This window comes from Halobacteriovorax sp. (genome assembly GCF_041587335.1).
Classification (GTDB): domain Bacteria; phylum Bdellovibrionota; class Bacteriovoracia; order Bacteriovoracales; family Bacteriovoracaceae; genus Halobacteriovorax.
The window spans coordinates 1-12536 of the sequence record NZ_JBFGYP010000087.1 but is presented as its reverse complement, the minus strand read 5'-3'; the positions used below and the strand labels follow the sequence as shown (position 1 = coordinate 12536).

The following is a 12536-nucleotide window of genomic DNA, read 5'->3' as shown; positions in this document are numbered from 1 at the left end:
CGCAAGACAATTTCTTGGTCAGTATCAACCTCCCGATGTTGAATCTATTACAGGCTTGTCTCCAGCGATAGCCATTGATCAAAAATCAAGTAGTCGAAATCCTAGATCAACTGTAGGTACTATCACAGAAATTTACGATTATATGAGAGTTCTCTTTGCTAGGGCAGGGACATTATACGATCCCGAGTCTGGAGATGAAATAAGACGCTATACTCCAACTCAAATTGTTCGTGAACTTCTAGAGCTGCCGGTAAAAACAAAGCTACATATAATGGCTCCTATCGTTCATGGAAAAAAGATCAACCTAAAGTCTGAAATAACTAAGTATCAATCCATGGGGTTTGTCAGGGCATTCATTGACGGAGAAGTTGTTCAATTAGAAGATGCTCCAAAGTCTGCAAAATCCTTTGATATTGTAATTGATAGAGTTCTTTTAAAAAAAGACATTGAAAAAAGAATTACCGACTCAGTTGAACATGCACTTAAGCTAAGTAATGGAACAGTTAATATATTAGTAGGGGAAGACGAAGTACTTACATTTAGTGAGAAGAATATCTCTGCAGTTACAGGTGAAATATTTCCAGACCTTGAGCCAAGACTATTTTCATTTAACTCACCACTGGGAGCTTGTGATACATGTAATGGAATAGGTCAGAAGAAAGATTTTGAATTAAATAGAATGATCACCGATGATGGAATATCAATACTAGATGGAGCTATAAAACCCTTAAGTAAAAAGAATTCTTTTCTCTATAAAATGATCTTAAGCATTGCAGAGAAAGAGAAAGTTGATCTCTCAATTCCTTTAAAGAAGCTTCCTAAAGCTTTCACTAATATCTTATATAATGGAAGTGACAAAGTTTATAAGTATAAATTTTCATCTGAAAGTTCATACTATGAATTCTCTAAGGCCTTTCCAGGAATAACTGACTGGTTTGAAAAGAAATATACAGAGTCTGGCTCTGAAAAAGTTAGAAAAGAGCTAGAAGAATATATGAATATAATCACATGTTCTTCTTGTAATGGACATAGACTTAAGCCAATTGCCTTAAGTACTAAGATTGCAAAAAAGAATATTATGGATATATCTGAAATGGATATTCTCTCTGCATATAACTTTTTTAAGGCTATTAAATTAACAGGTGAAAAGAAACTTATCGCCGAAAAACTTCTTAAAGAGATTGAAAATAGACTTCAATTTCTTGTGAATGTTGGTCTTGATTATTTAACAATCAATAGAAGTGCTTCTACTCTGTCTGGGGGTGAGAGCCAAAGAATAAGGCTGGCCACTCAGATTGGCTCCGCACTATCCGGGGTTCTCTATGTCTTAGATGAGCCAAGTATAGGTCTTCACCAAAGAGATAACGATAGGCTTATTGAAACTCTCAAATCACTAAGAGATCTTGGTAATACTGTTCTTGTTGTCGAACACGACGAAGATACAATGAGGGAAGCAGATTACATAATCGATATAGGCCCTGGCGCGGGTATTCACGGAGGTAATATTGTTGCGCAAGGAACTCCTGAAGAAATATTAAAAAATAAAAAATCTCTTACCGCGCAATTTCTTAGTGGGAAAATAAAGATTGATATTCCTCCACAAAGAAAAGAATTTTCAGAGTTTATACAGCTTAAAAAAGCAAAACATAATAATTTAAAAAGTGTATCCCTGAAAATACCTCTAGGGGGACTAGTGTGTGTAACAGGAGTCAGTGGCTCTGGAAAATCATCACTAATTCATGAAGTTCTTGTTCCAGCAATAAAGACTAATATTCTTCGAGCAAATAAAAACTTATATAGAAGATCAAACTATCATTCAATTATTGGCCTTGATCCTCTCAAATCGATTATAGAACTAGATCAAAGCCCGATTGGAAGAACTCCCAACTCAAATCCTGCAACTTATGCTGGGCTATTTGATGAAGTCAGAAAACTTTATGCAAAGACAACAGAGTCACAAATAAGAGGATATAAACAAGGAAGATTCAGCTTCAATGTTAAAGGTGGTCGCTGTGAAGAGTGTGAAGGCAATGGAGTAAAGAAAATAGAAATGCATTTTCTTCCTGATGTTTATATTACTTGTAGTGAATGTCACGGATCTAGGTACAACAACGAAACTCTCTCTATCTTATACCGAGGTAAAAATATTGCTGATGTTTTAAATATGAGCATTGAAGAGGCCGCAGACTTTTTTGAAAATCATAAAAAAATGAATAGAATTCTATCTACGATGGTCTCTGTAGGACTTGGATATATTAAACTAGGTCAATCAGCAACCACACTGTCTGGTGGAGAAGCACAAAGATTAAAGCTTTCTAAAGAGCTCTCTAAAATGACCAAAGGTCACTGCCTATACGTCCTAGATGAGCCAACAACTGGACTTCATTTCCAAGACATTAAAATTCTACTAGATGCAGTACACAGCCTAGTGGACCAAGGACATTCAGTCTTAATTATAGAACACAATTTAGATGTTATAAAAACAGCGGACTACATTATTGATCTAGGTCCTGAGGGTGGACGCAATGGTGGTGAAATTGTTGCTGAAGGTACTCCTGAAGAAGTCGCTAAAGTGAAAGGTTCTTACACAGGTAAATATCTTAAAAGGATTCTCAAGTGATTATCAACGAAGTAATTGAAATAAGTGATCCAGCAATTAAAGAGTTTCTTTCTTTAAAAGATAAAACTCTAAATCTTAACGAACAAATAATTGTTGAGTCTGAAAAGGTAGTCAAAAAATTATTAAACTCTAATACTGAAGTACTTAAAGTATTTGCTCACCGTGAATTTATCGAGAAGTATTCGAATATTCTTAAAGAGAAGGGAGCACCTATTTATACCGCCTCTAAAGAAATAATGGAGCAGATTGTAGGTCATAAGTTACACCACGGAGTTATGGTTCTTGCTAAAAGACCTCAATATATTTCTATAGATGAACTAGAAGATAAAGTTTTAATATTAAATGGACTTACTTCTCCAGAAAATATTGGGACAATAATCAGAAATAGTGCTGCTTTCAACATCAATTCTATCATTATAGATTCTAAAACATGCTCTCCCTATGCGAGAAGATGTATTAGGGTTTCAATGGGAAATATTTTTAAGGTGAAGGTTTATAAAAGTGAAAACCTAAACAATGATCTATCTTCATTAAAAGAAAAAGGATTCAGAATAATAAGTACTGCAAACCAGGACGGCGCTATTGATTTACCAAATTATCAATTTTCTAATAAAGCGTGTGTGATTATTGGTAGTGAAGGTCATGGGATAGAAAAATCTGTTCTCGAAAATAGTAACGATATAATAAGAATACCCATTGATGATGAAGTTGCACACTTAAATGCTGCATGCTCAAGTTCTATTGTACTCTATCAGTTTTCACTTTAAATTTTTATTAGATCTTCAAAGAAAGCACCGAATTTCTCGGTAGGGTGAGTAATTAAAACTTCAAGAACCCACAGATTTCCTTGAGGAACTATTGAAGTATCTGCAAGGTTAGATCTTGTGAAGATCGCATGAGGAAAATCACCAAGCCTATGACCCTTCATTTGATCATTAAACTTATAACCTAACTCGTGAGCACAACTTTCTGCATAATCATATAGTGCAGAGCCTGTTAGCTTATCTTTTTCGGCAGCAATTGAAGCAAGCTTAAAGATTTTTTCACTAGCATTTTTTATATTATTATATTTTTCAGAGTTACCAACAACAAAAGTTTCACCATAATCACCTTCATGATCATAAAAAACCGGACCAATATCAATAAAGAAAATATCATTTTCCTGTAATATTATAGAAAGATCTGATTTTTCTTTAAATGACTTTAGAGTATTTTCTCCAATTCTAAACTTACTTGGATGCCACTTTTTCTCACAGCCAAGGTCATTAAGAACTTGATCTATAACTTTGTGACCATCAAGTTCTGACATTCCGGGCTTTATTTTAGAAGCTATTAGCTTAACGGCATTAATCGTCTTCAATCTACATTTTAGAAATAGCTCTTCACTAAAAGAAGAGCCCACTCCCTCTATATTTGAATCTGTAGTCATTAATTGAATTGACTCATTAAGCTGGCCATTTCAATTCCAGACATTGCAGCATCCCAACCTTTATTTCCGGCCTTAGTTCCTGCTCTTTCAATTGCTTGTTCAATTGTATCAGTAGTAATAACTCCAAAAATTACTGGAACTTCTGTATCTAAAGAAATTTTTGAAACTCCTTTTGCTACCTCAGAACAAACGTAATCAAAGTGAGGAGTTGTCCCTCTAATAACAGCTCCAAGGCAAATTACAGCGTCATACTTATTTGATTTTGCTAACATTTGTGCCATTAAGCTTATTTCAAATGCACCTGGAACCCAAGCAACATCAATATCATTTTCTGCAGCTTGGTGTCTCTTAAGACAATCAACTGCTCCATTAACAAGTTTACCTGTAATGAACTCATTGAACCTTGCAGATACGATTGCAAACTTCTTTCCTTCAGCCGATAGGTTTCCCTCAATTAGATTGGCCATAGATATCTCCTAATTTATAGAATCAAGTAAATGATTCATTCTATTTTTCTTTGTTCTTAAGTAATCAATATTTGTTTCATTAGCTAATGTTTCAATAGGATGTCTATTAACAACTTCAAATTCTGCATCCATTAATGAAGAAACTTTTAGTGGGTTATTTGTAAGAAGTTGAACCTTATTAACCCCAATATCTTTAAGCATTGAAATAGCTACGTCATAAGTTCTTAGATCATCTCCAAAGCCCAATGCTCTATTTGCATCAACTGTATCTAAGCCTTGGTCTTGAAGAGCATATGCTTTGATTTTATTTGGTAAGCCTATTCCTCGTCCTTCTTGACGCATATAAAGAATAACACCAGATCCAGCTTCTTCGATTAACTTCATAGAGTTATTTAGCTGGTCCCCACAATCACATCGTAGAGATCCAAATATATCTCCGGTAAAGCATTCAGAGTGAATTCTTACGAGAGTTGGAGTATCTTTTGAGATCACTCCTTTAACAATTGCAACATGATGCTCATTTGAGTCTTCCACTTCATACATTCTAAGTTTGAAGTTTCCAAACTTATTTGGAAAATCTATCTCAGATGTCATTACTGCATTTTTTTTTTGCAACTTTTTTCTATAATTAACAAGATCTTTGATTGTAACAAATTTAAGACCATGTTTAGTAGCGACTTTCTTCAAATCATCAGTTCTGGCCATCGTTCCATCTTCATTCATTATTTCACAAATAACTCCTGAAGGATGACAACCTGCTAATCTAGCAAAATCTACTGCAGCTTCAGTATGTCCATTTCTAACTAATACTCCCCCATCTCTAGCTATTAGTGGGAATATATGGCCAGGCTTAACAAAATCAGTACCTTTAGTTGAATCTTCGGTTAATGCCAGTGTTGTTAATGACCTGTCTTCACATGAAATGCCTGTACCACCATTGTCTAAATCTATTGATACTGTGAAGGCAGTATTGTTAACACAGCCACTAGACTTAACCATAATATCAAGATCAAGTTCCTCGGCCCTATCTTTTGTAATAGGTGTACAAATGAGTCCACGCCCATATGTCGCCATAAAATTAATGGCCTCAGGAGTAACTTTATCTGCTGCCATGATAAAATCACCTTCGTTTTCTCTATCTTCATCATCAATGACGATAATGATTTTACCGAGCTTAATATCTTCAATGGCGCTTTCAATACTATCAAACATTTAAAAACCTTTTGACCTTAGCCAATCTTCACTCATTTGTGATTCTGACGTTTTATGACTTCCCTTATAAAAAAGCAAGTTTTCAACATACTTGCCTAGGATATCAACTTCTATATTTATAACTGAGCCAACTCTTCTATTTCTTAGAACAGTATTCATCCAAGTATGAGGAATAATTGAAACAGTGAATGTATTTTGATCTCTATCTAAATCAGCAACAGTTAAAGAAATTCCTTCAATTGTTATGGAACCTTCTTTAACTATATACTTCATTTGTTCTCTATCTATTTTAGATTTTAAAAGATAGTTCTTACCCTTATTCTGTATATCAACAATGTTGGCCATAGAGTTCACATGGCCTTGAACTAAGTGACCACCAAGTCTATCGCTCAACTGAAGAGCCAGTTCTAAGTTTACTTCTTCGCCAACTTGTAATTTCCCTAAAGTTGTCTTCTCTAAGCTAGTATGAATCGTTTGTACAACAAAGTGATCATCCGCAACTCTAATAGCTGTTTGACATGCACCATTAACAGAGACTGAGTCATCAACCTTTATATCTTTGATCAATTCTTTGGAATATATAGCTAGCTCTTTACCTTCTTGGTTTCCATTAATTGTCTTAACAGATCCAATTTCTTTAACTAATCCTGTAAACATTTTTGTCCTCCAGAATATGTATGATAGACAATCTGTCCATCTAAGCTTTCAACCTTAGAGTTAGTAAATTCAATAGCATCTTTCATTAATAAATTTAAATCATTCTTATAAAATGAAATTCCATTTCCTATTATTTTAGGGCAAATGAATAAGCTTAACTTATCGTATTGGTTTTGGTCTATGAATGATGTGATAACACTTTGACCACCCTCTACTAAAACTGAAGTTATTTTTAGTGAACCAAGTTTAATAAGCAGGTCTTCATGATCAAATGATTCACTATTCTTATTAACAAGAATAATTTTAACCTTGTTACTTTCTATTGAATCTAAAAACTCTTTCTGACATAGGGAGTGTGATTCTGCACTTGTAACAATTATTGTTCTACTAGTATTCTCGTCTTGAAATAGTTTATAGCTATTTTTCATTTTATGAATTGAGCCTAAAACAATTCGATATGGAACTTTACCTTTAGCATCAACACCCATTCTAATATTTAATGTTGGATCATCTTTCTCTAAAGTATTTCTGCCAATTAAAACAGCATCGTACTTTTGACGCCAAACATGTACACGCTCTCTAGCAGAAATATTACTAATCCATTTAGAATCACCTGATTGAGTTGCTATTTTTCCATCAAGAGTCTGAGCTAATTTAATATGAATAAATGGTTTCTTAGTTTGTATATATTTAAAGAACACTTCATTTAGTTCTTCGCCTTCTTCCTTAAGGATTCCAACACTAACTGCAATTCCTGCTTCACGAAGTTTTTTAACGCCCTTTCCTGCAACCTCAGGGTTTGGATCAAGATTTGAAATTACAACTCTCTTAATTTTGCTCTGTATAATTAAGCTTGTGCATGGAGGGGTTTGTTTATTAGTATGACAGCAAGGCTCTAAGTTACAATAAAGAGTAGCACCTTCTACAGACTCGGTTGCTGTCAATATTGCATTAGGTTCTGCATGAGGACCACCATAGAACTCATGTTTTCCTTGTCCAATTATTATATTATCTTGAACGACTACTGACCCAACTAAAGGGTTAGGTGAGACTTGACCAGTGCTTTCTTTTGCAAGGTCAAAACACATCTTAATGTACTGTTCATCTATCTTTAAATCCATGGCTGCTTATAACATAAAATCTATACCTTTCAGATAGTTATGTCTTTTTTTCATAGAACAAAAGTTAAATAAATATCTGATATCTCTGACTATTTCTTCTTAAGAAGAAATCACGTTAATATTTAAAAACAATATTATGCATATCAATAATATTTATTAATCTTTTCCATAATCTTCTAAGTTTCAATAGGTTACTTGTGTATAAACTAAATACACCCCATGTAGTTTTTTCTAAAGCCCCCTTTAAATCAACCCTATTGCCTATAATTTAATAGAGAAGAAAAAGGAGAAACCATGAAAGTTATTAGTTATATATTATTGCTAGCACTAATCTTTGCAAGCTCATATAAGGCCTCTGCTAGGAGTCCCCATGAATCTGAGTCACTTATTAATAATGAGTTCTTGCATACTAAAATTGAAGCGTCTGAGAGTACATTTTTAGAGTCGGAGGTTAACAGACTTACTCTAAAACTAGAAAGAACACTAGGAACTCTTCCTCTAGATATTGATCATAATGAAGGAAAGATAATTGCTATAATTAGTCAGCAAATTGAAAATGATTTAAGAGAAGTTAAAAAGGAAATCGAATCAATTAATTATCAAAAATCTTCAAACTCAATTTATATAAAAATAGAGCAGATAGAAAAAGATATTGAAATGATTTAAAAATAAAAAAGGCCACTCAAAAGAGTGGCCTCATTAAGATCTTGTTTTAAACTATCTTAATTATCCTACTAGGAAAACTGAGATAAGAGTAAAGATAACAAGTGATTCCATAAGAGCAAGAGCAAGAATCATTGGTGTTTGAATCTTGTCAGCAGCAGATGGGTTTCTTGCGATACCTTCTAGAGCTACAGAAGCAGCATTTGATTGAGCAGCTGTTCCACCAAAAGCAGCGATTGCCATTGCGAAGAAGTAAGCTAAATACTTAACAGATTGAGCATCCATTCCACCTTCTGCACCAAATGCTTGCCAAGTGAATAATAGTGGTACTGCTACTGCGAAACCTAAAACGATATTTCTCATTTTGAACTCCAAAAAACTCGGCATCTCTCTACCGAGGATAAAATTATAAGTCTATATTCTCTTAGTGGTGCTCAGCATGATCGTGATGAGCAGTCGCTAAACTAATATAAACCATTGATAACATTGTAAAAACATAAGCTTGGATAAAGCATACTAGTAAACCTAAAAGGTAGAATGGTACGGCTCCAAATAACCAAGCAACATTAAATCCCATAACTTCAAGATTTAAGAATGTTGTTAAAACCTTGTGATCTCCCATCATATTTCCATTTAGACGTAATGCTAATGAAATTGGGCGAATACAAGTTGAAAGTATTTCAATTGGGAAAATTAGCACGGCCATATACCAAAGTGGTCCAGCGAAGTGCTTAAGGTAATTAATAGTTCCTAATTCTTTACAACCTTTTGCATTAAAGTAAATGAATGAGAAACATCCAAGTGCCATAGTAGTTGATAAGTGCTCAGTCGGAGGTAAGAAACCAGGAATAAGACCAATCAAGTTTGATGCAAAGATCAAGATGAAAGTTGTTGCTACAAATTTAAAATAAACTGGAGCATCCTTTTCACCAAGAACGGCATTACATTGAGTGTAAATAAATTTACCATAAGCTTCTACAATATTTCTAAAAGTAAAACCTTTATCTGGAATTACTGGGTTAGAAATTGAAGAAAGCTTCATTCTGTAAATTAAACCAACTGCAGTTAATAGAACTCCGATTAATACGAAAGTTACAACATGCCATGGATAATGAGTGTGAAGAGCTTCCTGTGCAGCACCAATCCAAGTGAAACCACCTGCAGCTAGTGCGTTTGAAGAAGATAGAAGTGTTAAAAGCGCTAAAATATTTTTCATGTTTACTCTCGACCTTTAGATCTAATACTAAAAGTTAATATAAATATTTGAATTACGTAATTTATCACAGGTATAATTATCCTATTTCCCATAATCTGTCGACTAATTACTAGACTTAAAATGAGAATCGTTAACTTACCGGCGAATAAATACATGATCTTATCTTTAACTCTATGGATATGTCCATCAGATACCTGACTTTTTACTAGTTCAAAAACTGCTTCGGCCAACATGCCAAGGTGAAGAACTGTAGCGACATAAACAATTAGGGTTCCAGTGATATCATTCCATCCCCTTGAAAAAAGGAGAAAAACTACTGTTGTTGGAACAGACATCAAAAAGAATTTTTTAAGATTTATTTTTGTTTTTAAAAGCATAGTAGACCATCAAGTATATTGTATTGAAGATGATGGCCAGAAAAATCAACACGCCTGTAGTCTTACCAAGGTATTCTTTATCCACAAGAAGTTTCATTCCATACGCCGAAACTAATATTGTTGAAGGAAAACTTAACGCTAATCCAGTAATTTGCACCCATTTCTTATCAAGCATTACCTTTTCCTAGATACTCTTCTATGAAAAATAGAATTTAATCTATTTTGTAGTACTTCAGTATTTGGATACTCACCCAGGATAGAATAGTAGAGGTTATAAGCCTTCTTAAGCTCTTCCATAGTTTCATAGGCATTTGCCATGAGAAACTTTGTTTGAACTAGATTCTCTTTCTTAGTTTCTCTTTTTAAGTACTCTTTCCAATCACTCACTGCTTCCTTCCAGTTTTTCTTTTGAAAATTCAAAAGACCAAGCTGGTAATAAGACTCAACGTAATATTTATGGTTTGAACTAGACTGAATTTTTAAAAACTCTTGATAAGCTCTTTCGTACTCATTGGCCCTAAGAAAATTCTGAGCCAATCTAAATTGATAGAAATCAAACTTCTCAAGTCTTGGGGTAAAATCAACTAATAACTTGTAGCTCTTTTCACTGAGTTTATAATCTTTTAGATAAGTAAATGAGATCTCTCCAATTCTTTCCTCTGATTTAACCAACCAAAGAGGGGAGTCTGTGAACTTTTTAATCTCTCTGTAATATTCTATCGCTTTTTTATTCTCACCAAGATTTATAGAGTAAAGTTCTCCGAGTTGATAATAAATTTTAACCTTAATTTCTTTGGGAGGATTGTCTTTTAAAATTAATTCATATTGTGAGATTGCTTTACGATACTGTTGAAGTCGAATGTACTCCTGAGCTCCTAAAATTTTTTTATGAAGCCTAGGAGTAAAATCGCATGAAATAAAAAAGGCGCCGATTAATATCAGCGCCAATATTTTAATTTTCTGTGCTTGTTTCATCTATATTATCATCAGGCTCTACAATTTTTTCTACAGAAACAACTGATTCACCTTCTTTTAGCTTGATGATTCTTACACCCTGAGTAGCTCTACCCATAAGTGAAATACCTGAAATCTTTGTTCTAACAACTTGACCCTTATCTGTAATAACCATCAAATCATCTTTATCAGAAACAGGTTTAATTTGTTTGATCTCACCATTCTTCTCAGTAAGTCTCATCGCAAGAATACCTTTACCACCACGAGTTTGTTTACGGTACTGACTAGCAGCAGTTCTTTTTCCGTAACCATTTTCTGTAATTGATAAAATTTCTACCGTATCATCAATAAGTTCCATACCAATAATTCTTTCAGTAGAATCTATGTTAATCCCCTTAACACCTTGAGAAACTCTACCCATTGGTCTTGCATCCGCTTCATCAAATCTAATGATTTTTCCAGATGAAGAACATAAAAGAACATCTTTTGATCCATCACTAACTCTAACACTACAAACAGAATCTCCATCCTGAACTTTAATAGCTCTTAGACCAGATTGTTTAATATTATTATAATCAGTAAGCGCAGATTTCTTAACTAGCCCTTTTTCAGTAGCAAACATTAAGAACTTCCCTTCTCTCTCTTCTTCAGGAGGAATGCACATGATCTCTTTAATCTTATCACCTGGAGGCACTGGGATTAAGTTAGCAATATTTCTTCCCTTAGCAGTTCTTGTTCCCTCAGGAATATTATAAACTTTCTTAGAGAATACAGAGCCTCTATTTGTGAAGAATAGAATTGTAGAGTGAGTGTTAGCAGTAAAGATATCTGTGTAGAAATCCTCATCAGCATTATTTGCACCCTTAACACCTTTCCCACCTCTTTTTTGAGTTCGGTAAGTATCCATTGTCATTCTCTTTAAATAACCCTTATGAGTTATTGTAACTAGAACATCTTCATTTTTTACTAGGTCTTCAATTTGAATTTCGTCGGCCTTAGCAACAATAGCAGTTCTTCTTTCGTCACCGTAGCTTTCTACGACTTCCTCAAATTCACCTTTAATGATTCCTTTAATTAGATCTTCAGAACCTAAAATTTCTTCTAATCTAGCAATCTCTTTCATAATCGCTTCATAATCAGCAATAATTTTATCTCTTTCAAGACCAGTAAGTCTTTGAAGTCTCATATCTAAAATAGCTTGAGACTGAATATCACTTAGTGAGAATCTAGAAATAAGTTTTGCCTTAGCGTCCGCTGGACCTTCTGATTTTTTAACTATCTCTACAACTTCATCTATGTTTTCAACAGCAACTTTTAGACCTTCTAAAATATGTGCTCTTTCTTTTGCTTTCTTTAACTCGTAAACAGTTCTTCTAATTACAACTTCTCTTCTGTGATCAATAAAACACTCTAACATTTCTTTTAGGTTCATCACTTTTGGACTACCGTTAGAAATTGATAAGAATATAATACCAAATGAAACTTGAAGCTGAGTCGCTTTATAAAGTCTATTTACGATAACAGAAGAGATTTCTCCTCTTTTTAAATCAATAACAACTCTAATTCCTTCTCTTGAAGACTCATCTCTAATATCAGAAATACCTTCGATGTCCTTATTGTTTACAAGATCAGCAATCTTTTCAATTAGTTTTGCTTTATTTACCTGGTAAGGAAGTTCTGTAATAACAATTCTTTCTCTTTCTTGTTTACCGTGAACTTCAATATCTACTTTTGCTCTAACTTGAATAATTCCACGACCTGTATGATATGCAGACTTTATTCCTTCAGTTCCATGAATAGAGCCGTATGTAGGAAAGTCT

General features: G+C 33.9%; 14 protein-coding genes. 3 read left to right on the top strand and 11 right to left on the bottom strand.

Going from position 1 to position 12536, the window contains the following annotated elements; translation table 11 throughout:
* Together uvrA and ABX784_RS11820 are read left to right on the top strand one after the other, a co-directional pair.
* Window positions 1-2620 (top strand): excinuclease ABC subunit UvrA (uvrA, locus tag ABX784_RS11825; RefSeq protein WP_372655250.1); only part of this gene is annotated, 2620 nt, incomplete at its 5' end.
* Window positions 2617-3387 carry a TrmH family RNA methyltransferase gene (locus ABX784_RS11820; protein ID WP_372655249.1) on the top strand — a complete coding sequence of 257 codons (771 nt, stop codon included), beginning with the start codon at window positions 2617-2619 and terminating at the stop codon, window positions 3385-3387. The genes uvrA and ABX784_RS11820, both read left to right, overlap by 4 nt.
* On the opposite strand, the gene ABX784_RS11815 is transcribed toward ABX784_RS11820, so the two are convergent.
* The 5 genes from ABX784_RS11815 to ribD are packed head-to-tail and all read right to left on the bottom strand — an operon-like array spanning window position 3384 to window position 7506.
* Window positions 3384-4049 (bottom strand): M24 family metallopeptidase, encoded by a 666-nt coding sequence (locus ABX784_RS11815; RefSeq protein WP_372655248.1) that lies wholly within the window; start codon window positions 4047-4049, stop codon window positions 3384-3386. The two genes, ABX784_RS11820 and ABX784_RS11815, sit on opposite strands and share 4 nt — an antisense overlap.
* Entirely contained in the window at window positions 4049-4516 is a 468-nt protein-coding gene (ribE, locus tag ABX784_RS11810) for a 6,7-dimethyl-8-ribityllumazine synthase (protein WP_372655247.1), read from the bottom strand. The genes ABX784_RS11815 and ribE overlap by 1 nt, the downstream gene beginning before the upstream one ends.
* Window positions 4517-4525: 9 nt before the next feature.
* Entirely contained in the window at window positions 4526-5728 is a 1203-nt protein-coding gene (ribB, locus tag ABX784_RS11805; RefSeq protein ID WP_372655246.1) for a 3,4-dihydroxy-2-butanone-4-phosphate synthase, read from the bottom strand.
* Complete coding sequence (locus tag ABX784_RS11800) at window positions 5729-6385, bottom strand: riboflavin synthase (RefSeq protein WP_372655245.1); 657 nt, start codon at window positions 6383-6385, stop codon at window positions 5729-5731. It lies immediately after the preceding gene.
* Window positions 6370-7506 (bottom strand): bifunctional diaminohydroxyphosphoribosylaminopyrimidine deaminase/5-amino-6-(5-phosphoribosylamino)uracil reductase RibD, encoded by a 1137-nt coding sequence (ribD, locus tag ABX784_RS11795; protein ID WP_372655244.1) that lies wholly within the window; start codon window positions 7504-7506, stop codon window positions 6370-6372. Before ribD ends, ABX784_RS11800 begins: the two co-directional genes overlap by 16 nt.
* 294 nt (window positions 7507-7800) lie before the next feature.
* On the opposite strand from ribD, the gene ABX784_RS11790 reads away from it, so the two are divergent.
* On the top strand, window positions 7801-8172 hold the full coding sequence (locus ABX784_RS11790; RefSeq protein ID WP_372655243.1) for a hypothetical protein: 372 nt from the start codon (window positions 7801-7803) through the stop codon (window positions 8170-8172).
* Window positions 8173-8232: 60 nt separating this feature from the next.
* Here the strand turns inward: ABX784_RS11790 and ABX784_RS11785 are convergent, their stop codons facing one another.
* The 6 genes from ABX784_RS11785 to ABX784_RS11760 form a co-directional block, all read right to left on the bottom strand.
* Window positions 8233-8532, bottom strand: coding sequence for an ATP synthase F0 subunit C (locus ABX784_RS11785; RefSeq protein ID WP_372655242.1), 300 nt, complete (start codon window positions 8530-8532; stop codon window positions 8233-8235).
* A 61-nt stretch (window positions 8533-8593) separates the two neighbouring features.
* Complete coding sequence (gene atpB / locus ABX784_RS11780; RefSeq protein ID WP_372655241.1) at window positions 8594-9385, bottom strand: F0F1 ATP synthase subunit A; 792 nt, start codon at window positions 9383-9385, stop codon at window positions 8594-8596.
* Window positions 9386-9387: 2 nt separating this feature from the next.
* The gene (locus ABX784_RS11775; protein ID WP_372655240.1) at window positions 9388-9762 is read right to left on the bottom strand and encodes a hypothetical protein; all 375 of its coding nucleotides are present in this window, start codon (window positions 9760-9762) and stop codon (window positions 9388-9390) included.
* Entirely contained in the window at window positions 9734-9937 is a 204-nt protein-coding gene (locus ABX784_RS11770; RefSeq protein ID WP_372655239.1) for a hypothetical protein, read from the bottom strand. The genes ABX784_RS11775 and ABX784_RS11770 overlap by 29 nt, the downstream gene beginning before the upstream one ends.
* A complete protein-coding gene (locus ABX784_RS11765; RefSeq protein ID WP_372655238.1) occupies window positions 9937-10737 on the bottom strand; it encodes a tetratricopeptide repeat protein in 801 nt (266 codons plus the stop codon). The genes ABX784_RS11770 and ABX784_RS11765 overlap by 1 nt, the downstream gene beginning before the upstream one ends.
* The coding region (locus ABX784_RS11760; RefSeq protein ID WP_372655237.1) for a DNA gyrase subunit A at window positions 10715-12536 on the bottom strand (1822 nt) is incomplete at its 5' end. The genes ABX784_RS11765 and ABX784_RS11760, both read right to left, overlap by 23 nt.